Origin of the sequence: Bacillus thuringiensis (assembly GCF_001455345.1) — a bacterium.
In the GTDB taxonomy this organism is placed as follows: Bacteria; Bacillota; Bacilli; order Bacillales; family Bacillaceae_G; genus Bacillus_A; species Bacillus_A thuringiensis_N.
The window spans coordinates 4,068,954-4,093,589 of the sequence record NZ_CP013274.1 but is presented as its reverse complement, the minus strand read 5'-3'; the positions used below and the strand labels follow the sequence as shown (position 1 = coordinate 4,093,589).

Genomic DNA, 24,636 nt, shown 5'->3' with positions numbered 1-24,636 from the left:
TTATTTGCTTTAAATAGCAGACAGCTTCGTTTCAACTTCTTTAAAAGGGGTGACTAAATTTCAAGATCTAAAATTCGAAATATTTAGTACAGTGAAATAGCTTAACATAATATAATTCTTTTGTAAAATATTGTATAGAGAAGGGGTAGCATGACGCAGATAAAGGTTATGCCAGAACAGCTAGAACAGTCAGCAAAGCTTGTTCTTGAAACTAAAAATAGGTTAGAACAAATACATAAAGATTTATATAACCAAACGGAATACGTAGCTTCAATGTGGAATGGTGCAACGAGTCAAAGGTTTTATCAGATGAAAAGGTAGAAGAAGGGGCAATGTGCGGCAAACCCTCTGAAAAATCTATGCTTAGAAAAATTTGGGACGGTATATACGTTGGTTCTGGGCAAGTTATTGGGGGGATTGTAGAAGGATTTGATTCACTAGACGATACGTAACAAAAGAAAATATTAAGTGTGCTATAGGTCATCCTATAGAGACAATCTTTACTGCTTGGAATGCTGTTTCGGATTCATTTATGAATGATGTTTGGCATGGTGATGCAGAGAGTATTGCAAAATGGGGAACGAATACTTTTATAGACGTTGGATTAGGATGGGCTGGGGATAAAGGGATAAGCAAGGTAGGGAAAATAACTACACACGGTGAAAGCGTGAATCTATCAAAATTCTCAGAAGGTATCTCGTCCGTTTCGAATCAATTACCATTGAAAGAACGATTTGCATTCGCAGGTACTAGTGGCTTTGGTAGCAATCAGATAAAAACTTTTGAAGCTTTACAAGAAGCCCGTGATACATTTATATTTTCTGAAACTGGTGGAAGAAGTAGAGTTAAAGGTGTACAAGAAGTAATAAAAGATTATGCAGATAAAGTTCTTGATAGAGTAGATGTAAAAAATGAGTATCCCGATTCGTATACAGCATCTAAAGTATTACGTGAAGAACTTAAGGATGCAGGGATTGAGCCACCCCCATATTCTAATGCAGCACACCATCTAACGCCTTGGAATGATAAAAGGGCTATTGAAGCACAAGAATTATTAAAAGAATTTGGGATACACCATGATTCTGCTGCTAACGGAGTATTTTTACTATATAAAGTAAATGATTGTGTGACTACTGAAGTGTTACATATAGGTAACCATAGTACGGATTATATGAAAGAGGTAACTAAGGTACTAAAAGAAGTTAAAGAATATGGTGGTACTCAAGCAGACGCTGTTGCAGCTTTACATGACATAAGAACACGTTTATTAGATGGCAGCTTAAAATTAAATAACCCGAAATAATTTATGAACAGATTAAATATAAAGGAGAAGGAAAATGAAAATTTGGGAATTAAAGGGTTCATCTGATAACTATGAGTCTTTCCAACTATTAAATTATAAAAAGGATAAGAAATATTTTGAAGGGAAATTCAACTCCACTACAATTTTACTAGATTCATGGGGAGAAATATTTATTGAATGTCTAGAAGAAGGAAATCATAGTGATTTTCCTCATTTTTGGGGAGAAACTGGTGCACCAATGATTAGCGAACAAGCGAAAAAATTATTAGAACCTTTAATAGGTGCTAATGTTGAGTTTCTTCCACTTATTAATAATACAACAGGTGAAGTATATTATGTAGTTCATGTTTTAAATGTATTAGATGCAATTGATAGTGATAAAGCAATTTTAAAAAAACTAATTACAGGTTTAATAATAGGTTGTGAAAAATTTGCATTTACTCCTAATGTTATTCAAAATGAAATGATTTTTAAAGTATATATAAATAAAAGGATTCACCCTACTGCTGTTTTCGTATCAGATGAATTTAGAAATGCAGTGTTAGAAAGTGATTTAAAAGGTTTTGAATTTGTAGAGGTATGGGATTCAGAAGCGAATATGTAAAAGAAAGTCCTAAAATAACTGATAGGAGCTAACAGAAAAGAGGGGATCTTTTAATTGACTATACATGTTTGAAGCAAGGGTTAAATTGAATCACGGTATATCTGATGAGGGATTTTAGCAAGGAAGTCATCCATGATATAATAGAAAATAATAAAAAGTCCTGCAAAACAGGACTGTATTATTCTTCGTCTTTATTCTGTTTTTCTAATTCAACTAACTTTTGAATTAAAATGTGCTGCGGCATATGCATAAGTTGTTCAAGTGGAACACCTAGTGCTTTTGATAGGCGGACTGCAGTGTCTGGAGAAATTTGTAATGGTCTCATAGAAGTACCTCCTTTTTCGTATAGTATAGCATAAGATTGGGGGAGTGAGGATGACTCTTATATTTGCACATCGTGGTGCAGCAGGAACGTACCCAGAAAATACAATGATTTCATTTGAAGCAGCTGAATCCTTTAGAGCAGATGGAATTGAGCTCGATGTTCAATTAACAAAAGATGGAAAAGTTGTCGTCATTCATGATGAAACAGTGAACCGGACAACAAATGGAAAAGGTGCGGTTCGAAATTATTTATATGAAGATTTATGTAAATTAGATGCGAGCTATAAATTTGGTGATAAAGTAGGATTTTGTAAAATACCTCTTTTAGAAGAGGTGTTAGAATGGATTGAAAAAACAGAGTTGCTACTTAATATTGAACTTAAAAATAATAAAATTCCATACAGAGGCTTAGAGGAAGAAGTTATAACGCTTGTACGGAAATTTAATCTAGAAGATCGTGTTATATTTTCTTCATTTAATCATTACAGTATGAAAAGGTGTCATATGATGGCCCCTGATATTCAAACAGCGATTTTATATCGTGAAGGCTTGCATAGCCCGTGGGCATATGCGAAAAAGATGGGAGCTACTGCGGTGCATCCTAATTATCGTTATCTTCAAGATGCCATTGCTGAACTAACGATGGAAAGTGATGTAGAGGTTCGGCCCTATACAATTAATGAAGAAACACTTATGCTGAAATATTTTGAGATGAATATATCGGCGATTATTACGGATTATCCTGAAACGGCAAGAACGTTATTGCAAATAAAAAAATGAGACCGCGTGTAACGGTCTCATTTTTTATGTGTAAATAGCAGGGCTTTCCTATCTTCTAAAGCGAGCTTGTACTTTATTTCGTTTACGGTCTCGGTGTAAGACGAAGCCACCAAAAATATAAAACCCGAGCGCGAAGCAGAGAGCGCCGATTAAAAATTGTAACCATAGTATAGAGAGTGGGGGAAATAGGATCCCGAATACAGTATCTCTCATTAACTTAATGCCAAACACAGCTAATGAAATAGGGATGAGTGCTAATAATAGAGCAAGGTAACGCTGCATATAAACGCTCCTTTTCAGATTATTTTGTTTATTTTAATGATGTTATATGAAAAGGGGGTTTGTCAAGAGGGGGCTGAACGAGTAAGATAAGGGTGTGAAAAATTTTGCAGAGATACTTCGAGAGGAAGTGTAATATATGAAACAAAAAGTTTTAATTGTTGGTGCAGGTGAAGGTGGCAGTACACTGCTGAATCTGTTGCAAAGTTCGAATATATTTCAAATTATAGGGATTATTGATATAAATCCGATAGCAAAAGGATTGCAAATGGCTAAGGAGTACGGGGTTACAATTGGAGAGAGTGTAACGCCGTTTCTTTCTATGCGCATTGATGTAATGTTTGATATGACAGGTGATGATGATTTACATAAAGAGTTATTAAAGAAAAAGCATAAAGATACTCTTCTTATACCAGGTGATATTGCGAAAATTGTTACGAGATTAGCACATGAGAAGGAAGATTTAATTGGAAAGTTAGAAGAACAGACGCAGCAAGGGGATTTAATTTTAAATTCTACGCATGACGGTATGATTGTGATCGATCGAGAGGGACAAGTTCGCCTATTTAATAAAAGTGCAGAGCGTATTATCGGATATAAAAAGGAAGATGCGGTGGGGAAATATATTTTAGAAGTTATTCCGACTAGTAAGTTGCTTCGTATTATACGTACGAAACAAATAGAAGTGAATTATGAACTGACGTTGGAAAATGAAAAGAAAATTATTACAACCCGTATTCCGATATTAAAAGAGGGAGGCGAGGTGCAAGGGGCATTTGCGATTTTTAAAGATATAACAGAAGTGGTAGACCTTGCAGAAGAAGTTACGGATTTAAAAGAGATTCAAACGTTACTTGAGGCGATCATCAACTCCTCTGAGGAAGCAATTTCAGTTGTGGATGAAAAAGGAAGAGGGTTAGTAATTAATCCTGCGTATACGAAATTAACAGGTTTAACAGAAGAGGACATTATTGGGAAACCAGCTACAACCGATATTGTAGAAGGTGAAAGTATGCATATGAAAGTACTTCGAACACGTAGGGCGGTACGCGGCATACATATGAAGATTGGGCAGAAAAAGCGAGATGTAATTGTAAACGTAGCGCCAGTTATCGTTGATGGAATATTGAAAGGAAGCGTCGGTGTAATTCGTGACGTATCAGAAATTCAAAAGTTAACAAATGAATTGAATAGAGCGAGGCAAATTATTCGAACGTTAGAAGCAAAATATTCATTTGAGGATATTGTCGGAAATTCAGATGAAACAACGGCTGCGATTGAACAGGCAAAACTTGGGGCGAATACACCAGCAACAGTATTACTACGCGGAGAGTCAGGGACAGGTAAAGAATTATTTGCGCATGCTATCCATAATGGAAGTAATCGAAAATATAATAAATTCGTTCGTGTAAACTGTGCGGCTATTTCGGAGACGTTGTTAGAAAGTGAATTATTCGGTTATGAGGAAGGTGCATTTTCTGGAGCGAAAAGAGGCGGGAAGCGTGGATTCTTTGAGGAAGCGAATAACGGCAGTATCTTTTTAGATGAAATAGGAGAACTGTCTGCAAATACACAAGCGAAACTCCTGCGCGTGTTGCAAGAAAAAGAGATTGTAAAAGTTGGTGGCACGAAAGCAATCCCTATAAATGTTAGGGTAATTGCGGCGACACATGTGAATTTAGAAAAAGCCATTCTAGAAGGAGAGTTTAGGGAGGATTTATATTATCGGTTAAATAAAATTCCAATTCAAATTCCATCTCTTCGTCAGCGTAAAGGGGATATACCGGCAATCGCAGAAAGATTAATTCAAAAAATAAACCAAGATTATGGCCGAAATATAGAGGGGCTCACTGATTCGGCTATTTCATATTTACAATCATATGAATGGCCAGGGAATGTGAGGGAACTTGAAAATATTTTGGGGAGAGCTATTATCTTTATGAATTATAACGAGACCTATATTGATGTACACCATTTACCGCCATTACATAACGAAGAGCAGGTGGAGTCAAAGCAAACTCATTTATTACCTGAGTTAGAAGAAAAGCCACTAGAACATTTAGTGACAGAGTTTGAAGGGAATATCATTCACGAATATTTAGAGAGGTTTGGTGGAAATAAAACGCAAACGGCAAGAGCGTTAGGAATTTCGGTTCGAAATTTATATTACAAGCTAGAAAAATATGAGTGTGCAAAAAATAGCATGCAATAAATTGCGTACCGTGCAATTTATTGCATGGTATACAAAAAGTGACAAAATAAGACAGAATCTTTTGTTATTTTCCAAAGTATTGATTTTACTGCATTTTGAATGCGTTTTCATTATTGGTAAGACCACTTTTAAAAGTTGGCACGGTATTTGCTTTATAAAAAGACGAGGGACGACGGAAAGGGTTGATTACAAAATATGAAGTTAGAACACTTAATTGATCAAGCGGCTGGCCAACCTAAAAAAACTGTGGCTATAGCAGTAGCTGAAGATCATGAAGTAATTGAAGCTGTAGCGAAAGCAATTACATTACAGCTAGCTCAATTTCGTCTATATGGAAATCAAGAAAAAATAATGGGGATGCTACAAGAACATGGTTTACAAACTTCAGAACATATTGAAGTGATTGCGGCAGCATCAAGTGCTGAGGCTGCAGAACTTTCTGTTAAAGCTGTAAGAAATGGCGAAGCAGATGTGCTTATGAAGGGGAACATCCCAACAGCAAATATTTTGAAAGCTGTATTAAATAAAGAGTGGGGACTTCGTAAAGGTAGCGTACTTTCACACGTTGCAGCATTTGAAGTTCCAAATTACGATCGTCTGATTTTTGTTACGGATGCAGCGATGAACATTGCACCTGATGTAACACAAAAAGCTGCTATTATACAGAATACTGTAGAAGTTGCCCGGGCAATAGGAATGGATTTGCCAAAGGTAGCACCCATTGCAGCGGTAGAGGTTGTAAATCCTGCGATGCAAGCAACAATTGATGCAGCGATGTTAACTCAAATGAATCGCCGCGGACAAATTAAAAATTGTGTCGTTGATGGACCACTTGCTTTAGATAATGCAGTATCACAAATTGCAGCAGAACATAAAGGCATAGTAAGTGATGTAGCAGGTAAGGCAGACATTTTACTCGTCCCAACGATTGAAGCTGGAAATGTGCTATACAAATCACTCGTATACTTTGCGGATGCAAAAGTAGGAGCAATGATTGCTGGCGCAAAAGCACCGATTGTTTTAACATCTCGTGCTGATTCAGCAGAAACAAAAGTATATTCATTAGCATTGGCAGTTGCGACTGCTTCAAAATAAACCAAATAGGGTAAAACACTAGGGGGAAACGACAATGACATTAGAAATCTTCGAATACTTAGAAAAATATGATTATGAGCAAGTAGTATTTTGTCAAGATAAAGAATCTGGTTTAAAAGCAATCATTGCAATTCATGATACAACACTTGGACCAGCTCTTGGTGGAACAAGAATGTGGACATATGATTCTGAAGAAGCGGCGATTGAAGATGCATTGCGTCTTGCAAAAGGAATGACATACAAAAACGCAGCAGCTGGCTTAAACTTAGGTGGTGCGAAAACAGTAATTATCGGTGATCCACGTAAAGATAAGAGCGAAGCGATGTTCCGTGCATTAGGACGTTACATTCAAGGACTAAACGGACGTTACATTACAGCTGAAGATGTTGGTACAACAGTAGATGATATGGATATTATCCACGAAGAAACTGACTTTGTAACAGGTATTTCACCATCATTCGGTTCTTCTGGTAACCCATCTCCAGTAACTGCATACGGTGTTTACCGTGGTATGAAAGCAGCTGCGAAAGAAGCTTTCGGTACTGATAATTTAGAAGGAAAAGTAATTGCTGTTCAAGGCGTTGGTAACGTAGCATATCACCTATGCAAACATTTACACGCTGAAGGAGCAAAATTAATCGTTACAGATATTAATAAAGAAGCTGTACAACGTGCAGTAGAAGAATTCGGTGCAACAGCAGTTGAGCCAAATGAAATTTACGGTGTTGAATGTGATATTTACGCACCATGTGCATTAGGCGCAACAGTTAATGATGAAACTATTCCACAACTTAAAGCAAAAGTAATCGCAGGTTCTGCAAATAACCAATTAAAAGAAGAACGTCACGGTGACGTCATTCATGAAATGGGTATTGTATACGCACCAGACTATGTTATTAATGCAGGTGGCGTAATTAACGTAGCAGACGAATTATATGGATACAATAGAGAACGTGCACTAAAACGTGTTGAGTCTATCTATGACACAATCGCAAAAGTAATCGAAATTTCAAAACGCGATGGCATAGCAACTTATGTAGCAGCAGATCGTCTAGCTGAAGAGCGCATTGCAAGCTTAAAAAACTCTCGTAGCACATACTTACGCAACGGTCACGATATTATTAGCCGTCGCTAATCATTCATATATAACTTTTACAAAAGGTGTGGATACCTCGTATGAGGTTTCCACTTCCTTTTAAATTTATTAGTGGAGGTTGCAACATTGTCTGTAAATCGAATTCTTGTTATTAACCCAGGTAGTACATCCACAAAAATTGGTGTTTTTGATAATGAAAGACCTGTTCTAGAAGAAACGATTCGTCATGACGTAGAACAGATTGGAAAATATAAGCGAATTATCGACCAATATGAGTTTCGTAAAGAAACGATTTTAGAAGTTCTACATTCTCATGGTATTAACATTTCAAAATTAAACGCTGTTTGTGGGCGTGGTGGATTACTTCGTCCAATCGAAGGCGGTACGTATACAGTAAACGATGCGATGTTAGAAGATTTAAAAAATGGGTTTAGTGGTCATCACGCTTCAAATCTCGGAGGCATTTTAGCCTATGAAATTGCTTCTGGATTAAATATTCCTGCATTCATTGTGGATCCTGTCGTTGTAGATGAGATGGAGCCAATTGCTCGTATAAGTGGTATTGCTGGTATGGAACGTAAAAGTATTTTCCATGCATTAAATCAAAAAGCTGTTGCTCGTAAAGTAGCTGATCAATTAAATCACAAATACGAGGATTTAAATTTATTAGTTACACATATGGGCGGCGGTATTACAGTTGGTGCTCATAAAAAAGGAAAAGTTATCGATGTAAATAATGGCTTAAACGGAGAAGGACCATTTAGCCCAGAGCGTGCTGGTACAGTACCAGTAGGACAGCTAGTTGAAATGTGTTTCTCTGGTGAGTATTACCGAGACGAAATGGTGAAACAGCTTGTCGGACAAGGTGGACTTGTAAGTCTAATCGGTACAAATGATGCAATTAAAGTAGAACAAATGGTTGAAAAAGGTGATCCTGAAGCAACTCTTATTTATAAAGCAATGGCATATCAAGTTGCAAAAGAAATTGGCGGAGCTAGTGCTGTGCTTCACGGGAAAATCGATGCAATCGTATTAACTGGTGGACTTGCGTACAGTAAAATTCTTGTTGATGAAATTAAAGAACGAGTGGACTGGATTGCAGATGTTATCGTACATCCAGGTGAGGATGAGTTAGAAGCGTTAGCAGAAGGAGCACTTCGTGTATTACGTGAAGAAGAAGCGCCGAAAGAGTATGTAGTAAGAGAAAAACAAACAGTAGCTAGGGGTTGAGATAATGGCAAGAGAATATGATTTAGTCATCGTTGGCGGTGGTACAGGTGGATATGTTGCTGCTATTCGCGCATCACAACTAGGATTAAAAACAGCACTTGTTGAAAAAGAAAATCTTGGTGGTACTTGTTTACACAAAGGATGTATTCCTAGTAAAGCTCTTTTACGTAGTGCGGAAGTATACGCAACTGCTAAAAAAAGCGAAGAGTTCGGGGTTATTGCAAGTAATGTAGAACTAAACTTTGCAAAAGTACAAGAGCGTAAAGAGAAGATTGTAACGCAGCTTCATAAAGGTGTTCAACACTTAATGAAACAAGGTAAAATTGATGTGTTTGAAGGTATTGGCCGTATTCTTGGCCCATCTATTTTCTCTCCGATGCCAGGTACAATTTCAGTTGAACTTGCAAGTGGAGAAGAGAATGAAATGTTAATTCCAAAAAATGTACTTCTTGCAACAGGTTCTCGTCCAAATTCATTACCAGGTTTAGAGTTAGACGGAGAGTACGTAATGTCTTCAGATCACGCCCTAAAAATGGAAACGCTTCCTAGTTCGATTATTATTGTCGGTGGCGGTGTAATCGGTATTGAGTGGGCATCTATGCTTGCTGACTTCGGTGTAGAAGTTACAGTGTTAGAGTATGCGAAAACGATATTACCACTAGAAGATCAGGACGTTTCAAAAGAAATGCAACGTCTATTCAAGAAAAAAGGTATTAAAGTGGTAACTGGTGCAAAAGTATTACCAGAAACATTGGTAAAAGATAATGGAGTAACAATTCAAGCTGAACATAACGGTGAGAATAAAGAATTTAAAGCAGAAAAAATGCTTGTATCTGTAGGAAGACAGGCTAATACGCAAAATATTGGTTTAGAGAATACGGATATCGTTGTGGAAAAAGGATACATTCAAACAAATGAGTTTTATCAAACGAAAGAATCTCATATTTACGCAATTGGAGATGTAATCGGTGGCTTACAGCTTGCTCACGTTGCTTCTCATGAAGGAATTGTTGCAGTAGAACATATTGCTGGTAAAGAAGTTACACCAATTGATTATTCTATGGTATCAAAATGCGTATATAGCAGCCCAGAAGTTGCTTCTGTCGGTTTAACAGAACAAGAAGCAAAAGAAAAAGGCTATAAGTTAAAAGTAGGTAAGTTCTCATTCCGTGCAATCGGAAAAGCACTTGTATACGGAGAATCTGATGGCTTTGTAAAACTTGTAGTTGATGAAGAAACAAATGACATTCTTGGTGTTCATATGATTGGACCACATGTAACAGATATGATTTCTGAAGCTGGTCTTGCAAGAGTACTTGATGCAACACCTTGGGAAGTAGCACATACAATTCATCCGCATCCATCATTATCTGAGGCGATTGGTGAAGCAGCACTAGCTGTAGATGGAAAAGCGTTACACGCATAAAAATGTGGATTTAGGAGGTTATGAAAAATGGCAGAAGTAAAAGAAAAGCGCCATGAAGAGCTTGGCTTAAGTGATGAGCAAGTATTAGAAATGTTCCGTACGATGTTACTTGCACGTAAAATTGACGAACGTATGTGGTTATTAAACCGTGCTGGTAAAATTCCATTCGTAATTTCTTGTCAAGGACAAGAGGCTGCACAAGTTGGGGCAGCGTTCGCTCTTGATAGAGAAAAAGATTATGCATTACCATACTACCGTGATATGGGTGTTGTACTAGCGTTTGGTATGACAGCTAAAGAACTTATGTTGTCAGCTTTCGCAAAAGCTGGAGATCCAAACTCTGGTGGTCGTCAAATGCCTGGTCACTTCGGTCAAAAGAAAAATCGTATTGTGACAGGTTCATCTCCAGTAACAACGCAAGTGCCACATGCAGTTGGTATTGCACTAGCTGGAAAAATGGAGAAGAAAGATTTAGTAACGTTTGTTACATTCGGAGAAGGTTCTTCAAACCAAGGTGACTTCCATGAAGGAGCAAACTTTGCTGGTGTACACAAACTACCTGTTATTTTCATGTGTGAAAATAATAAATACGCAATCTCTATTCCGGTTGAAAAACAATTAGCATGTAAAAACGTAGCAGATCGTGCAATTGGTTACGGTATGCCTGGATATACAATAGACGGAAACGATCCGCTTGCAGTGTATAAAGCTGTAAAAGAAGCGGCAGACCGTGGCCGCCGTGGTGAAGGCCCGACTTTAATTGAAACAGTATCATATCGTTTAACAGCACATTCTAGTGACGATGATGATCGTGTTTATCGTGATAAAGAAGAAGTAGAAGAAGCGAAGAAAAAAGATTCAATTATAACATTCGCAGCTTATTTAAAAGAAGCTGGCGTGTTAACTGAGGAATCTGAAAAACAAATGTTAAACGAAATTATGCATATCGTAAACGAAGCAACAGAATATGCAGAAAATGCTCCGTATGCAGCACCTGAAGATGCATTGAAGCACGTATACGCAGAATAGGGGGGGAACGTTTCATGGCTGTAATGTCTTATATTGATGCTATTACATTAGCAATGCGCGAAGAAATGGAACGCGATGAGAAAGTATTCGTTTTAGGAGAAGATGTTGGTAAAAAAGGTGGCGTGTTTAAAGCGACACACGGTTTGTATGATCAATTTGGTGAAGATCGTGCGCTTGATGCACCGCTTGCAGAATCTGCAATCGCTGGGGTAGCAATTGGTGCTGCAATGTATGGTATGCGTCCAATCGCTGAAATGCAGTTTGCTGATTTCATCATGCCAGCAGTAAACCAAATTGTTTCTGAGGCAGCAAAAATTCGTTATCGTTCTAACAACGATTGGACTTGTCCAGTTACAATTCGTGCACCATTTGGCGGAGGCGTTCACGGTGCATTGTATCATTCACAATCTGTAGAAGCGATGTTTGCAAACCAACCAGGTTTAAAAATTGTTATCCCTTCTACACCATATGATGCAAAAGGCTTACTAAAAGCTGCCATTCGTGATGAAGATCCAGTATTGTTCTTTGAACATAAACGTGCATATCGCTTAATTAAAGGTGAAGTACCAGAAGATGACTACGTATTACCAATCGGAAAAGCAGATGTAAAACGCGAAGGTGATGATATTACTGTTATCACATACGGATTATGTGTTCACTTTGCTCTTCAAGCAGCTGAAAAGTTAGCACAGGACGGCATCTCTGCACACATTCTTGATTTACGTACTGTATATCCATTAGATAAAGAAGCCATCATTGAAGCAGCTTCTAAAACAGGTAAAGTTCTTCTTGTAACAGAAGACAATAAAGAAGGAAGTATTATAAGTGAAGTGGCAGCAATTATTGCTGAGAACTGTCTGTTTGATTTAGATGCGCCAATCGCACGTCTTGCAGGTCCAGACGTTCCAGCAATGCCATATGCACCAACAATGGAAAAATTCTTTATGGTAAATCCAGATAAAGTTGAAAAAGCAATGCGTGAACTTGCGGAATTTTAATCGGGGGGACTATACATGGCTGTAGAAAATATTACAATGCCTCAGCTCGGGGAGAGCGTTACAGAGGGTACAATTAGTAAATGGCTCGTTAATGTTGGCGATCACGTAAATAAGTATGATCCGCTTGCAGAAGTAATGACTGATAAAGTAAATGCTGAAGTACCATCTTCTTTCACTGGTATTGTGAAAGAGTTAATCGCTGGTGAAGGTGATACGTTAGCTGTAGGTGAAGTCGTTTGTGTGATTCAAGTAGAAGGCGCAGATGAAGTAGCTGCAACAGCTGTTGAGGAAAAAACGAAAGAAGAACCAAAAGCAGAAGTAGCTACGCCTGAAAAAGCACCGAAAGCAAAACAACCAACTGATGGGAAACCACGTTTTTCACCAGCTGTGTTAAAACTTGCGGGTGAGCATAACGTGGATTTAGATTTAGTAGAAGGTACGGGAGCAAATGGCCGTATCACTCGTAAAGATATTTTAAAGCTAGTGGAATCTGGAAATATTCCGCAAGCAGGTGCAAAAAAAGAGGAAGCGGTAGCAGCAGTAGTAGAAGCGCGTCCAGAAGCACCAAAAGCAGCACCTGTAGCACAAAAAGTAGAAGCTGCAAAACCAGTTTCTGTACCGACAATGCCTGGAGATATCGAAATTCCAGTAACAGGTGTGCGTAAAGCAATTGCAGCGAACATGTTACGTAGTAAACACGAAGCGCCACATGCTTGGATGATGATTGAAGTAGATGTGACAAACCTTGTGTCATACCGTAATTCAATTAAAGGTGATTTCAAGAAGCGTGAAGGCTTTAACTTAACGTTCTTTGCTTTCTTCGTAAAAGCAGTAGCACAAGCGTTAAAAGAATATCCTCAAATTAATTCAATGTGGGCTGGCGATAAAATCGTTCAGAAGAAAGATATTAACCTTTCTATCGCTGTTGCAACAGAGGACGAACTATTTGTACCAGTAATTAAACACGCGGATGAGAAGACGATTAAAGGTATCGCTCGTGAAATTACAGAACTTGCAGGAAAAGTACGTACGAAATCGTTAAAAGCGGACGAAATGCAAGGCGGAACATTTACAATTAATAACACAGGATCATTCGGTTCTGTTCAATCTATGGGTATTATTAATTACCCACAAGCGGCTATTTTACAAGTTGAATCAATTGTAAAACGTCCAGTAATTATGGATAATGGTATGTTCGGTGCTCGCGATATGGTTAACTTATGTTTATCACTTGATCACCGTGTATTAGATGGCTTAATTTGTGGTAAGTTCTTAGGACGTGTAAAAGAAATTTTAGAAAATACGTCAGAAAATAATACATCTGTATACTAATAAAAAGCTCGCTTATGCGAGCTTTTTATCATCTTATTTCTTCATCTACAACCTACTATATGTATAATATCTTTCCCAGTAATCTTACAATGAACGATTATGTATTAGGAATTTATGAAAATACATTGCTGATATATGGTATATGGATATAAAATAAGAAAAGAATAATTTTTTTGGCAAATCTTACTGACGAAACTGTAGTATAATATATTGTATTGTATGAAAAAGAGAGTTATTCTATATAAGTGTTTTATAGATAATGTGTAATCAGTCGTCAAAACATGAAGAATGTTGACTCCTGGTTTTTTATTTTGCTGTAACAATGTTTCAGGAGGATGTCATGAAAAGAAGTACCGAGTTTCTAAAAAGTTTAGATGTAAAATTAATATTAATTTTGTTAGCATTATGTGTTACGAGTATAGCTGCTATATATAGCAGTCAGCAAACTGGCCAGTATGGAGAGGCAAACTTTGCGATGAAACAGGGTTTGAACTACATAATTGGAGTTGTATTGTTATTGCTTGTTGCAAGCATCGACTTAGATCAATTACAAAAATTGTCTTGGCCACTTTATATCGTCGGATTTGGTTCACTTATTCTTTTGAAAATACTACCGGTTTCCACTTTCACACCTGAAAAATTAGGTGCAAAAAGATGGTTTGTATTTCCGTTAGTTGGACAAATTCAACCATCTGAGTTTTTCAAAATTTCATTGCTTCTCGTAGTAGCAAGTATAGCAGTGAAACATAATGCACAGTATATGGCAAGGACATTCCAAACGGATTTACAATTAGTAGGTAAAATTGTGTTAGTATCCCTTCCGCCTATGGCTGTTGTATATAGCCAACCGGATACAGGGATGGTGTTCTTATATGCTGCTGCAATTGCATGTATTTTATTTATGTCAGGTATTCAGAAGAAATTGATAGCGTTATGTACAGTTATTCCAGTCACCATATTATCTGCGTTAATATTTATTTACGTAAGGTATGAGGATTTCTTCTTTAATAAGTTAGTTACGTTACTAAAACCTCACCAACAATCACGTATTTTAGGTTGGTTAGATCCATTTGAACATACAGATCAAGGTTATCAAACACAGCAATCGATTTTAGCTGTAGGTAGTGGCGGTATGGAAGGGAAAGGGTTTGGCGAAGGAAACGTCTATATCCCTGAGAAGCATACTGACTTTATTTTTGCTACAATTGCCGAAGAAGGTGGATTTATCGTAGCAGCGTTAGTTGTATTCTTATTCCTATTACTACTATATCGAACAATTATTATCGGTTATTCTGCTGATAATTTATTCGGTACATTATTATGTGCTGGATCAATTGGGATATTAACGGTTCAAATATTCCAAAACATCGGTATGATCGTTGGATTAATGCCTGTAAAAGGGATTGCATTACCGTTCTTATCATATGGAGGAAGTTCCTTGTTCTCGAATATGATTATGATGGGTCTCATATTATCCGTACGAAAAACGTATAAAAAGTATATGTTTTCCGTCAAGTAAGAAAAGCTGATTCGTTTAAAAACGAATCAGCTTTTTTACATATATGCTCTTAAACGTTGCAAACTAAAACAAAGTAGCAGTTTGAGACGGGTAAGGAGTGCAAAGTGATGCATATGCATATTTTTGAAGGGGCACGGCACCTTTCTAATAGTGAATGGGTTATTCGAGCTATCATAGCATACATATTTTTAATATTAGTTGCGAAAGCGATGGGGCAAAGGTCCATCGCGCAACTTCGTTTTTTAGATGTTGTATTAGTGTTATTGCTTGGTGGGAATATTTCTAACGCATTATCTGATGAAAAAGTGGGATTACTCGGCTCGATGATTACAACGTTCATACTTGTTGTACTTCACATTATAAGCTCAGTCTTAATGTTGAAATGGGATAGATGGAGACGCTTTTTAGAGCCAGCACCTATTATTCTTATACATAATGGTTCCATTGATTTTAGCAATTTGAAAAAAGCGAGAATTACGGTGGAATATTTATTTTCGGAACTTCGCATGCGAAATGTGAGTGATATTCAAACGATTAAATTAGCATTGTGGGAAGCGAATGGTGTTGTTTCTATATTTCGGTATCCAGAATATGAAGCAGCTTCTCGGCTTGATCTTAGAGTAGCAGGAAAAAAATCTCCAGTTGCTTTTATTCTAGTGAAGGATGGAAGAATTCAGCAAGACGTTCTTGCTTTAATTGGAAGAACAGAAGAGTGGGCGAAAGAGTTTTTAGAGAAGAGTGTGGAAATCGAATCCATTATGTTAGCTACAGTAGATGAATCACATAAAATAAATATTTTGTTAAAAAAATGAAAAATATACGCATTTTGTCGTTTCATACATATGATACAATAGTGTGGACAACGAAAAAGGAGGCGATACGATGGGATATGTAGAAGAATTACGAAAAATAGTTGGTCATCGCCCTTTAATTTTAGTTGGTGCTGTTGTACTCGTTATAAATGAACATGGATATGTATTATTACAGCAACGAACAGAGCCTTACGGAAAGTGGGGGCTGCCTGGCGGGCTCATGGAGCTTGGTGAATCACCAGAAGAAACAGCAAACCGGGAAGTATATGAAGAGACAGGAATAAAAGTGAAAAATCTGCGATTAATTAATGTATTTTCTGGAGCGAACTACTTTACAAAATTAGCAAACGGCGATGAATTTCAATCCGTAACGACCGCTTATTATACAGATGAATACGAAGGGGATTTTGTTATGAATAAAGAAGAGGCAGTTCAGCTTAAATTCTTCCAAGTAACAGAACTACCTGAATATATTGTGGGGTCTCATAAAAAAATGATTGTTGAATATATGAAAATTATGGAAAAAAAGATATAATAATAGCGAAAGAAATACAAAAACACAGCTCTGGTTGGTAGTCCAGACGCATGATTTCGTGTCAGTAACCTTCCCCCTCCGGGATGTCCCGTATTTCTAATTTTTTAAAGGAGGGGCTGTCAATGGATTTGACAGTATATCACGATGGTCAATTTTTTGTAGGAATTATTACATGTAAAGAAAAAAGGAAGTTGTATGGGGCAAGGTATATTTTTGGAACGGAATCTTCAGACGAAGAAGTGCTTATATTTGTGAACGGTTCAATGTTAGCGTATTTTCAGCACTTTGCAAAATGTGGTGTGGAATTGAAAGAAAAACAGCGTTCCAAAAATATAAAGCGGATCATACGACAAGCAGCAAAAGAAGTAAATGTAAACCGTTTTACTAAGGCGCAAGAGGCAATTAGCTTATCTTATGAACTGCATAAACAAGAAAAGAAAGTGCAATCTAAAGAGAATCGAGAAGCAAAAAAGCAAAGAAGGCGTTTAATTAAAATACAAAAAGCAAAGCAAAAACATCGCGGTCATTAAGAAAAGGTGTCAGAGCCCTGCTCTAACACCTTTTCTATGCCTAAATACAAGTAAGTTTACTTGTATTTCATAAACATTAACTGGTAAGATACAAATAGATAGTTTTAGAGGAGGGAAAAGATTGATTAATTTTAACTTTTTTATGAATGATGTTGTCCGCCAAGCGCGTGAAGAGATTGTCTCTGCTGGATATACAGAATTGACGACGCCGGAAGCAGTAGAAGAAGCGTTTAAAAGAAATGGAACAACACTTGTAATGGTAAACTCTGTATGTGGTTGTGCAGGTGGTATTGCTCGTCCTGCTGCTGCGCATTCCGTACATTATGATAAACGTCCTAACCATCTTGTAACGGTGTTTGCAGGTCAAGATAAAGAAGCAACAGCAAGAGCTCGTGAATATTTCGAAGGGTATCCACCTTCTTCTCCATCATTTGCATTATTAAAAGATGGAAAAATTGTAACGATGGTAGAGCGTCATGAAATTGAAGGGCATGAACCGATGCAAGTTATTGCAAAACTACAATCGTATTTCGAAGAGAATTGTGAAGAACTATAAAATAAGCGAAAAGGCGGTACGTCCACAATCAAGTGGATGTGCCGCCTTTTTTATTTAGTATTAAAATTTATGAGATATGCATGGTTGTGTTATTTTATGCAGTTTTTTATACATATCAATTGCTGTTTGTACGGTTATTTCATTTATTTTTATTTTATATATTGCATAAAAATGAAAGTGCTGATACAATACAAACATCGAATAAATATTCTATTTAACTTTTAAATATACATTATTAGGGGGAAGAAATATGAAGAAATTATTATCAATATCGTTTGCACTTATTTTAATTGTAAGTATGTTTAGCGCTTGTAGTAATGGGGAAGAAAAGGCTACGGGAAAAAATAAAAAAGTACTGGTTATGGGAACTTCAGCAGATTATAAACCATATGAATACGTAGAAGCTTCAAAAAGTGATGAAATTATCGGCTTTGATGTTGATGTTGCTAAATATATCGGAAAAGAACTTGGTTATGAAGTGAAAGTGAAAGATATGGATTTTGGTGGTTTATTAGCATCTCTTAGCTCAGGAAAAGTTGATTTCGTAATGGCGGGTATGACGCCAACTGCAGAGCGTAAAAATAATGTTGATTTCACAGATATTTATTTTGTTGCGAAAAATATGGTCGTGTCTAAAAAGGATTCTAATATTAAATCTGTAGAGGATTTAAAAGGGAAAAAAGTAGGGGTACAAACAGGATCTATTCAAGAAGAGAAAGCAGCAGAATTTAAAAAACAAGTAGATTTCAAAGTTGAGGGACGTGACCGTATACCAGAAATCGTACAAGAAATTAAAGCAGGTCGTTTTGATGCTGCAATTATAGAAGACACAGTTGCTAAAAATTATTTAGAGAAAATGAAAGATTTACAAGGAATTGAAATTAAAGAAGCGCCAGAAGAAGTAGGAGCAGCAATTGCCCTTCCGAAAAACAGTGATAAAACAGCTGAATTTAATAAAGTAATTAAAAAAATGCAAGAAAATGGAGAAATGGATAAATTAGTGAAGAAATGGTTTGGCAGCGAAAAATAAGCTGCCTTTCACTTTTCTGTGAGGGGAATGAAAAGAATGAACTTAGATTTTTCGGCGATTACGCCTTCGATACCATATATATTAAAAGGCTTAGAAGTTACTTTGAAAATTGTAGCAGTATCAGCTTTAGCAGGATTTATTTTAGGAACGTTATTAGCACTTTGTAAAATTGCTAGAATACGAGCGTTAAATATAGCGGCAGATCTTTATACATCAATTTTCCGTGGTACACCACTTGTATTGCAATTAATGATTATTTATTTCGGTGTACCGCAAATAATTGGTTATGAAATACCGGCCTTTTTAGCGGCTGTACTAGCATTTAGTTTGAATTCAGGTGCATACATGTCAGAAGTAATCCGTGCCGGCATTCAAGCAGTTGATAAAGGACAAACAGAAGCAGCAATGGCTTTAGGAATTCCTTACGGGAAAATGATGCGAAATATTATTTTTCCTCAAGCATTAAAAAATATATTACCAGCGCTTGTGAACGAGTTTGCGACACTTACGAAAGAATCGGCTGTAGTAACAGTAATAGGAGCGACGGATTTAATGCGCCGTGCTTACATTGTAGGCGGTGAGACGTTTAAATATCTGGAACCATTACTTTTTGTTGGACTCATTTATTATATGCTAGTCATTATTCTTACATTAGTCGGGAAGGCAATTGAAGGGAGAATGAAGAAAAGTGATTAAAATTGAAAACCTTCATAAATCATTTGGAAAAAACGAAGTATTAAAAGGAATTACAACAACGATTGAAAAAGGGGAAGTAGTAGCAATCATTGGACCGTCTGGATCAGGGAAATCAACATTTTTACGTTGTATGAATGTGTTAGAAGCACCGACAAATGGTCACATTTGGATTGGAACGGAAGAAGTAACGAATCCGAAAACGAATATTATGCATGTTCGTGAAAATGTCGGAATGGTATTTCAGCATTTCCACCTATTTCCTCATATGACTGTATTAGAAAATATTACGTATGCTCCTATCAATGTAAAAGGAGTAACGAAACAAGAAGCTGAAAAGAAAGCCGAAAAACTGTTAGAAAAGGTCGGTTTATTAGATAAAAAAGATACGTATCCGAATCGTCTTTCGGGAGGACAAAAGCAACGTGTAGCAATCGCGAGGGCGTTAGCGATGGAACCAGAAGTAATGTTATTTGATGAACCGACATCAGCACTAGATCCAGAAATGGTAAAAGAAGTGTTAGAAGTTATGAAATCATTAGTTACAACAGGAATGACAATGGCGATTGTTACACATGAAATGGGATTTGCAAGAGAAGTAGCAGATCGTGTTCTCTTTTTAGATGGTGGAAAACTTGTAGAAGATAGTGCGCCAGCAGAATTTTTTGCAGCACCGAAAAGCGAGCGTGCGCAACAATTTTTACAAAAAATATTGTAATATGTAAAGGTTACGTGAATAATAAGTAGAAAAGGATGACATTGTGTCATCCTTTTCTTATACTAACTGTAAATAAGTTTATACATATAGGGGCAATGCTATGTTCAAAATTGGATACCGTACAGTAAAAACAGCAATAGGGACAGGCGCAGCAGTTTTTATTGCTCAGTTATTAGGGTTAGAATTTTATAGTTCAGCGGGTATTTTGGTTATATTATGTGTACAAAATACGAAACGGAAATCACTTCAAGTATCATTACATCGTTTTTTAGCTTGTGTATTATCAATGTTGTTCGCGTTTTGTATTTTTGAAACAATTGGATATACACCACTAGCAATTAGCATATTGTTACTTACATTTATTCCGACTGCAGTTATGCTCAAAATTCAAGAAGGTATTGTCACGAGCTCGGTTATTGTTATGCACCTATATTCATTGAAACAAATCACATGGCTTATTGTTGGGAACGAAATTGCGATATTAACGATAGGGATTAGCGTGGCTCTATTAGTGAATATGTATATGCCGAGTAGTGAAAATAAGCTAAAAGAGTATCAGGATAAAATAGAGAGTAATTTTAAAACGATTTTGTTTGAAATGGTTGTGTATTTACGAAATCGAGAAAGTAGTTGGAGCGGGGCAGAACTCATTGAAACCGAGAATATGTTAAATGAAGCAAGAGATTTATCGTTTAAAAAACTTGAGAATGCATTTATGCGAGAAGATGATTATTACTATCGTTATTTTAATATGCGTATGCAACAATTCGAAATTTTAGAGCGAATGATACCACTAGCAGCTTCTTTATCGTGGACGTATGAACAAGCTGACATGATTGCAGATGTTGTTGAAAACATTGGTAATGCTATTAGCCCTGAGAGTACAGGCGTTATTTCCTTAAGGCAGCTTCAAGAAATGAGGGAGTTATTTAGAGACATGCCATTGCCAGCTACACGCGAAGAATTTGAGATACGTGCGAAACTTGTTCAACTTGTGTATGAAATGGAACAATATTTACTCATTAAAAGTCGCTTTAAGGGAAAGGATAATATAAAAGAACTTATATAGAAGGTAGGAATTATCTATGCCGTATCTTCTCTCTATCATATTATGTCTTTCTTTATCGCCGATTTGGCCTCTTGGGGATAATCCACGTGCCGGAGATCCTTTTATTATTGTAAATAAAGCAACGAATAAATTAGCTTACATTGACGATGGAAAGATTCAAAAGATTTTTCCAGTAGCGACAGGGAAAACGAATGAATTAACTCCAGAAGGAACTTTTGATGTTGTAATGAAAGCGAAGGATCCGTATTACATTGCGAAGGATATTCCAGGTGGATCGCCAAAAAATCCACTTGGATCAAGGTGGATTGGATTTAATGCAAGAGGAACTGATGGAAGTAAATATGGAATACATGGAACAAACCAACCGAGTTCAATTGGAAAGTATATTTCACAAGGATGTATAAGAATGAAGAAAAACGATGTGGAATATTTGTTTGATCGTATTCCAATTGGAACGAAAGTATGGATTGTGAAATCGAAAAAATCATTTCAGCAATTGGCAAAAGAAAAAGGAGCCATTGCATATGAAAAAGCCAACGAAAAGGTTGGCTTTTTCTATTGTAATAAGTTGTCTTGACATGTGTACATAACCATGCGTTAATGAGAGTATAGAAAGGTAAAGTGAAACTTTAATCAGTGGGAGGTTATTACCCGCTCCTTATTAGCCCACACCAATCGGAGTAAAATTAGATAAAGGGGTTGCTCATATGTACTTGAATCCAAAACTTTCGTATATGCAGTTTTTTATGGGATTTCTATTTATTATTACATTCATATTGGCAACTTTTAATATATGTTCTTATCTTGTAGCGATTGTATGTATGGCATTACTCAATCTTACTTTTGTTATTGGGGCATTTCAGCAGAAACAATATACAAGTTTTGTAATAGCACTTGTAATGTCATTTTCCTTTAGTATTGTAGCGATTGTGCTTTATACAAAATAAACCATCTCGGTTTCGAGATGGTTTATTTTTATTGTGTGTAAAAGTAAAAAAAGGACGAACACATCGTCCTTTTTACCAAAACATACTTGCGCCAGCAAGTAATGTTGTTACAAGCATAGAAATTAGCATTACATAAATCATAACTTTTTGAGCTTTTTTATGCATCGTTATACCTCCTTGCAAATCAGTACAATATCATTGTAACGAGAAATGATATTGTGGACAAGGGGAGAGAAATGACAAAATTCGAGAAGTGCGTGTAAAGTATAACAGGAAATTTGTATGTAGGTAGAGAATATATAAAATGATGGAGTATAAGTTTTTTGTTATGCAAGCTGAAGAATGGAGATACGATGATGAAAATATACGAAACAAATCGTTTGCATTTAAGAGAAATTGATGAGTCGTATGCTGAAAAAGTTCTTCAATATTACGACAGAAATCGTGAATTTTTAAAAGCTTGGGAAGAGTATAGACCGGATGATTTTTTTACATTAGATTATCAAAAGAAAAAGTTACAAAAGGATAGAAGAGAGTTCGCAGAAGGTAAAATCATCAGGCTTTGGATTTTTAAAAAGGGTGATGATACGAAAATAATTGGGTGTATTTCATTTAATTTAATTGTTCGTGGAATTTATCAATCCTGTGTACTCAGTTATAAATTAGATAAAGCAGAGTTAAACAAAGGTTATACGACAGAAGCGCTTAGAAAAGCTATTCAAGTTGCTTTTGAAGAATTTCAATTACATCGTATAGAAGCACCTATTATGCCGCGAAACTCAGCATCTATACAAGTAGTGACGAAGATAGGCTTTCAATATGAGGGCGTGTCTAGAAAGATGTTAATGGTTAATGGAGTGTGGGAAGATCATATGCGCTGGGTATTGTTAAATGAGTAATAGAAAGCAGATGGTTATCTAGACATATAAACCGTCTGTTTTTTGTCTTGTATTTCGAAACTTTTGCGAAATTCTGTTATAATTAATAGTGTTACATACATAATGGTAGTGCAGGAGGCGCAGTCTTATGATTAATCAAGAACGTTTAGTAAATGAATTCATGGAATTAGTACAAGTAGATTCTGAAACGAAATTTGAAGCAGAAATTTGCAAAGTATTAACAAAGAAATTTACAGATTTAGGTGTAGAAGTATTTGAAGATGACACAATGGCTGTTACTGGGCATGGTGCAGGTAACTTAATTTGTACATTACCAGCAACAAAAGATGGTGTTGATACAATTTACTTTACTTCTCATATGGATACAGTAGTTCCTGGTAATGGAATTAAGCCTTCTATTAAAGATGGATATATCGTATCAGATGGTACTACGATTTTAGGTGCGGATGATAAAGCCGGATTAGCATCAATGTTCGAAGCAATCCGTGTTTTAAAAGAAAAAAATATCCCTCATGGTACAATTGAATTTATTATTACAGTTGGAGAAGAATCTGGTCTTGTTGGTGCAAAAGCATTAGATCGTGAGCGCATTACAGCGAAATACGGTTATGCATTAGATAGCGATGGAAAAGTTGGTGAAATCGTTGTTGCAGCTCCAACACAAGCGAAAGTGAATGCAATTATTCGCGGGAAAACAGCTCACGCTGGTGTAGCACCAGAAAAAGGTGTATCTGCAATTACTATCGCAGCGAAAGCAATTGCGAAGATGCCACTTGGCCGTATTGATTCTGAAACAACTGCAAATATTGGACGTTTTGAAGGTGGTACACAAACGAATATCGTTTGCGATCATGTACAAATCTTTGCAGAAGCGCGTTCTTTAATCAATGAAAAAATGGAAGCGCAAGTTGCGAAAATGAAAGAAGCATTTGAAACAACTGCAAAAGAAATGGGTGGTCAAGCAGACGTTGAAGTAAACGTTATGTATCCAGGATTTAAATTTGCTGATGGCGATCACGTTGTAGAAGTTGCAAAACGTGCAGCTGAAAAAATTGGTCGTACACCTTCTCTTCACCAAAGTGGTGGTGGAAGTGATGCAAACGTAATTGCAGGACACGGTATTCCAACAGTTAACTTAGCAGTTGGTTATGAAGAAATTCATACAACAAACGAAAAGATTCCTGTTGAAGAATTAGCGAAAACAGCAGAATTAGTTGTTGCAATCATTGAGGAAGTAGCGAAATAATAAACAAAAAAAGTGTGTAAATCAATTGTGATTTACACGCTTTTTATTTTGATTCGATTGCTTTTACAAGGCGGATAAGCCAATACAAGAAAATCCATGGCAGTATGTAAGTTGTTACTACATGTACTAGGCGAGGGAGGAAACCAGCTATGTTCATATCAAAAATAGGAAGAAGTAAATAATTGATTGCGACGATTAGTATAATTACGAGAAACGTATAATTGAGTTTATCAGTTGATTTCATAATAATCACTCCTACTTACAAATATATCCATTTTATTTAAATTATAGTGATAAACATGATAGAAAAGAACAAGTAATTATTATAATTATTGTGCAAAATTTGATATAATAAAAGAACGAACGTTCTGATT

The 24,636-nt window shown here is 36.5% G+C and carries 27 protein-coding genes and 1 pseudogene; 24 read left to right on the top strand and 4 right to left on the bottom strand.

What is annotated here, in order from left to right; translation table 11 throughout:
* The first annotated feature begins 150 nt into the window (after nt 1–150).
* Together ATN06_RS29540 and ATN06_RS21255 are read left to right on the top strand one after the other, a co-directional pair.
* Nucleotides 151–1,303, top strand: a pseudogene (locus ATN06_RS29540) (AHH domain-containing protein).
* Between the two features lie 34 nt (nt 1,304–1,337).
* The gene (locus ATN06_RS21255) at nt 1,338–1,907 is read left to right on the top strand and encodes an imm11 family protein (protein WP_060632223.1); all 570 of its coding nucleotides are present in this window, start codon (nt 1,338–1,340) and stop codon (nt 1,905–1,907) included.
* 178 nt (nt 1,908–2,085) lie between these two features.
* On the opposite strand, the gene ATN06_RS21250 is transcribed toward ATN06_RS21255, so the two are convergent.
* Nucleotides 2,086–2,232 carry a YycC family protein gene (locus tag ATN06_RS21250; protein ID WP_001247671.1) on the bottom strand — a complete coding sequence of 49 codons (147 nt, stop codon included), beginning with the start codon at nt 2,230–2,232 and terminating at the stop codon, nt 2,086–2,088.
* A gap of 50 nt (nt 2,233–2,282) precedes the next feature.
* Between ATN06_RS21250 and ATN06_RS21245 the strand changes: the two genes are divergently transcribed.
* The gene (locus ATN06_RS21245; protein WP_060632222.1) at nt 2,283–3,011 is read left to right on the top strand and encodes a glycerophosphodiester phosphodiesterase; all 729 of its coding nucleotides are present in this window, start codon (nt 2,283–2,285) and stop codon (nt 3,009–3,011) included.
* Between the two features lie 48 nt (nt 3,012–3,059).
* Here the strand turns inward: ATN06_RS21245 and ATN06_RS21240 are convergent, their stop codons facing one another.
* Nucleotides 3,060–3,293, bottom strand: coding sequence for a DUF2627 domain-containing protein (locus ATN06_RS21240; RefSeq protein WP_001190187.1), 234 nt, complete (start codon nt 3,291–3,293; stop codon nt 3,060–3,062).
* A 136-nt stretch (nt 3,294–3,429) separates the two neighbouring features.
* Here ATN06_RS21240 and ATN06_RS21235 point away from each other — a divergent pair, with 136 nt between their 5' ends.
* From ATN06_RS21235 to ATN06_RS21135, 19 genes are all read left to right on the top strand, one after another.
* Nucleotides 3,430–5,502: a sigma-54 interaction domain-containing protein gene (locus tag ATN06_RS21235; RefSeq protein WP_060632221.1), complete on the top strand. Its 2,073-nt coding sequence runs from the start codon at nt 3,430–3,432 to the stop codon at nt 5,500–5,502.
* A gap of 195 nt (nt 5,503–5,697) precedes the next feature.
* Complete coding sequence (gene yqiS / locus ATN06_RS21225; RefSeq protein WP_060632219.1) at nt 5,698–6,597, top strand: phosphate butyryltransferase; 900 nt, start codon at nt 5,698–5,700, stop codon at nt 6,595–6,597.
* Between the two features lie 34 nt (nt 6,598–6,631).
* On the top strand, nt 6,632–7,732 hold the full coding sequence (locus ATN06_RS21220) for a leucine dehydrogenase (RefSeq protein ID WP_060632218.1): 1,101 nt from the start codon (nt 6,632–6,634) through the stop codon (nt 7,730–7,732).
* Nucleotides 7,733–7,819: 87 nt separating this feature from the next.
* Entirely contained in the window at nt 7,820–8,923 is a 1,104-nt protein-coding gene (gene buk, locus ATN06_RS21215) for a butyrate kinase (protein WP_060632217.1), read from the top strand.
* Between the two features lie 4 nt (nt 8,924–8,927).
* Nucleotides 8,928–10,349, top strand: coding sequence for a dihydrolipoyl dehydrogenase (lpdA, locus tag ATN06_RS21210; RefSeq protein ID WP_060632216.1), 1,422 nt, complete (start codon nt 8,928–8,930; stop codon nt 10,347–10,349).
* 27 nt (nt 10,350–10,376) lie between these two features.
* The gene (gene bfmBAA / locus ATN06_RS21205; protein WP_060632215.1) at nt 10,377–11,378 is read left to right on the top strand and encodes a 3-methyl-2-oxobutanoate dehydrogenase subunit alpha; all 1,002 of its coding nucleotides are present in this window, start codon (nt 10,377–10,379) and stop codon (nt 11,376–11,378) included.
* Nucleotides 11,379–11,392: 14 nt separating this feature from the next.
* A complete protein-coding gene (gene bfmBAB, locus ATN06_RS21200; RefSeq protein ID WP_000290070.1) occupies nt 11,393–12,376 on the top strand; it encodes a 3-methyl-2-oxobutanoate dehydrogenase subunit beta in 984 nt (327 codons plus the stop codon).
* Nucleotides 12,377–12,391: 15 nt separating this feature from the next.
* Nucleotides 12,392–13,708 (top strand): dihydrolipoamide acetyltransferase family protein, encoded by a 1,317-nt coding sequence (locus ATN06_RS21195; protein WP_000257655.1) that lies wholly within the window; start codon nt 12,392–12,394, stop codon nt 13,706–13,708.
* Nucleotides 13,709–14,048: 340 nt separating this feature from the next.
* Entirely contained in the window at nt 14,049–15,227 is a 1,179-nt protein-coding gene (locus ATN06_RS21185) for an FtsW/RodA/SpoVE family cell cycle protein (RefSeq protein ID WP_000831201.1), read from the top strand.
* Between the two features lie 107 nt (nt 15,228–15,334).
* Nucleotides 15,335–16,039, top strand: coding sequence for a DUF421 domain-containing protein (locus ATN06_RS21180; RefSeq protein WP_060632214.1), 705 nt, complete (start codon nt 15,335–15,337; stop codon nt 16,037–16,039).
* Nucleotides 16,040–16,109: 70 nt separating this feature from the next.
* The gene (locus ATN06_RS21175; protein WP_060632213.1) at nt 16,110–16,574 is read left to right on the top strand and encodes an NUDIX hydrolase; all 465 of its coding nucleotides are present in this window, start codon (nt 16,110–16,112) and stop codon (nt 16,572–16,574) included.
* A gap of 122 nt (nt 16,575–16,696) precedes the next feature.
* Nucleotides 16,697–17,104, top strand: a complete 408-nt coding sequence (locus ATN06_RS21170) for a YjdF family protein (RefSeq protein ID WP_060632212.1) — start codon at nt 16,697–16,699, stop codon at nt 17,102–17,104.
* A 142-nt stretch (nt 17,105–17,246) separates the two neighbouring features.
* The gene (locus ATN06_RS21165) at nt 17,247–17,660 is read left to right on the top strand and encodes a BrxA/BrxB family bacilliredoxin (RefSeq protein WP_001979317.1); all 414 of its coding nucleotides are present in this window, start codon (nt 17,247–17,249) and stop codon (nt 17,658–17,660) included.
* Nucleotides 17,661–17,910: 250 nt separating this feature from the next.
* Nucleotides 17,911–18,690: a transporter substrate-binding domain-containing protein gene (locus ATN06_RS21160; protein WP_000735473.1), complete on the top strand. Its 780-nt coding sequence runs from the start codon at nt 17,911–17,913 to the stop codon at nt 18,688–18,690.
* Nucleotides 18,691–18,726: 36 nt separating this feature from the next.
* Nucleotides 18,727–19,386, top strand: coding sequence for an amino acid ABC transporter permease (locus ATN06_RS21155; protein ID WP_001046917.1), 660 nt, complete (start codon nt 18,727–18,729; stop codon nt 19,384–19,386).
* Entirely contained in the window at nt 19,379–20,101 is a 723-nt protein-coding gene (locus tag ATN06_RS21150) for an amino acid ABC transporter ATP-binding protein (protein ID WP_060632211.1), read from the top strand. The genes ATN06_RS21155 and ATN06_RS21150 overlap by 8 nt, the downstream gene beginning before the upstream one ends.
* Before the next feature lie 100 nt (nt 20,102–20,201).
* A complete protein-coding gene (locus ATN06_RS21145; RefSeq protein ID WP_060632210.1) occupies nt 20,202–21,170 on the top strand; it encodes an aromatic acid exporter family protein in 969 nt (322 codons plus the stop codon).
* 16 nt (nt 21,171–21,186) lie between these two features.
* On the top strand, nt 21,187–21,747 hold the full coding sequence (locus ATN06_RS21140) for a L,D-transpeptidase (RefSeq protein WP_060632209.1): 561 nt from the start codon (nt 21,187–21,189) through the stop codon (nt 21,745–21,747).
* Between the two features lie 130 nt (nt 21,748–21,877).
* Complete coding sequence (locus ATN06_RS21135; protein WP_060632208.1) at nt 21,878–22,117, top strand: DUF3894 domain-containing protein; 240 nt, start codon at nt 21,878–21,880, stop codon at nt 22,115–22,117.
* Nucleotides 22,118–22,189: 72 nt separating this feature from the next.
* Here the strand turns inward: ATN06_RS21135 and prli42 are convergent, their stop codons facing one another.
* The gene (gene prli42 / locus ATN06_RS21130; protein WP_000549038.1) at nt 22,190–22,282 is read right to left on the bottom strand and encodes a stressosome-associated protein Prli42; all 93 of its coding nucleotides are present in this window, start codon (nt 22,280–22,282) and stop codon (nt 22,190–22,192) included.
* Between the two features lie 188 nt (nt 22,283–22,470).
* Here prli42 and ATN06_RS21125 point away from each other — a divergent pair, with 188 nt between their 5' ends.
* Both ATN06_RS21125 and ATN06_RS21120 read left to right on the top strand, forming a co-directional pair.
* Entirely contained in the window at nt 22,471–23,016 is a 546-nt protein-coding gene (locus tag ATN06_RS21125; protein ID WP_060632207.1) for a GNAT family N-acetyltransferase, read from the top strand.
* Nucleotides 23,017–23,143: 127 nt separating this feature from the next.
* On the top strand, nt 23,144–24,262 hold the full coding sequence (locus tag ATN06_RS21120) for a tripeptidase T (RefSeq protein WP_000609810.1): 1,119 nt from the start codon (nt 23,144–23,146) through the stop codon (nt 24,260–24,262).
* A gap of 43 nt (nt 24,263–24,305) precedes the next feature.
* Here ATN06_RS21120 and ATN06_RS21115 read toward each other — a convergent pair whose 3' ends face one another.
* On the bottom strand, nt 24,306–24,506 hold the full coding sequence (locus ATN06_RS21115; protein ID WP_000842873.1) for a hypothetical protein: 201 nt from the start codon (nt 24,504–24,506) through the stop codon (nt 24,306–24,308).
* Nucleotides 24,507–24,636 lie beyond the last annotated feature (130 nt).